Here is a 1,216-nt window from a genome sequence, read left to right as displayed (position 1 = left end):
AACTGGGCGGCGTCGGTGGACGTGCCGACCGCGATTGCAAACGGCGGCACAGCGTTCAGGTTCCAGACGACAGACTGGATAGACGCGACGCAATGGATATCTGAAAACACGGAGGAAGACGCGGTGATTGCGGCGTGGTGGGACTATGGCTACTGGATAACCACGCTCGGCCAGCGCACCACAGTCGCGGATAACGCGACTTTGAACCAGACCCGCATCGAGTCGGTAGCCAAGATGTTTATCGCAGAAGAGCAGTCTGGAATAAAAATAGCGCAGGACCTGCAGGCCGATTATGTCCTGGTCTACGTCGTCGGGCAGAAGCAGTTTGACGGCAACCTGGGCAACACCACCCAGAAGGTGCCGGTGTTCACTCTCGGCCAAGGCGGAGAGGAGAGCAAAAAGCAGTGGATAATCAGGATTGCAGGGTTTGACGAGACTCGGTACCTGGAGCGCGATTCCTTCACGCCCAAGGCGCCGTTCTGGCAGTCGACGCTCCTTGGCAAGCTCATACCGTTTGAGCCTGCCCACTATGCGTCGTTTGAAGGCGGCCAGTTCCGGCCAGAGACGTCGTACCAGCCGGGCCTGGTGCAGCTGGTCACAAAGAACGTAAAGTATTCTGAAAACGGCCCCGCCGACGCGCCTTTCCACCTAGTCTACGCGTCTCCAAGCTTTGAGGAGAACAAGGACATTGTGACCGGCGTGCTCATCTACAAGGTGAACCATGACTATGTCCCGACTCCAGAGGGCGACCCGTACGCGCCGACGACCGGCCCGCTTGCCGACATGACGACTGCAAGCGAGATCGCGGAAATCGAGACCGCGCAGGGCACCTTCAAAGTCGAGTTCTTTTCAAAGGCGGCTCCGCGCACCGTCAACAACTTCATGAAGCTCGCAGACGAAGGGTTCTACGACAACATCGTGTTCCACAGGCTGAACCCCCAGAACGTCCCGGTGATACAGGGAGGCGACCCACAGACGCGCAACGCGACTGCCGACAGGGCGTCGTGGGGAACCGGCGGATCCGACGAAACTATCCCCGCCGAGTTCAACGACATACCGCACAAACGGGGCGTACTGTCTATGGCCAGGACCAGCGATCCGAACAGCGCCAGTTCACAGTTCTTTGTCATGCTGGACGACGTCAGCTTCCTTGATGGGCAGTACACGGTGTTTGGCAGGGTGATAGAGGGCATGGACGTGGTGGACAAGATAGGGG

At 58.7% G+C, this 1,216-nt stretch carries 1 protein-coding gene; it reads left to right on the top strand.

Annotated features, from left to right (window positions below):
• On the top strand, nucleotides 1-1,216 hold a 1,216-nt coding region (locus ACREAY_RS11990), incomplete at both ends, for a peptidylprolyl isomerase (protein WP_431755997.1).

This window comes from Nitrososphaera sp., assembly GCF_050748925.1.
Taxonomy (GTDB): Archaea; Thermoproteota; Nitrososphaeria; order Nitrososphaerales; family Nitrososphaeraceae; genus Nitrososphaera.
Note: the sequence above shows the minus strand (reverse complement) of the source record. Positions and strands in the feature narration are given on the sequence as shown.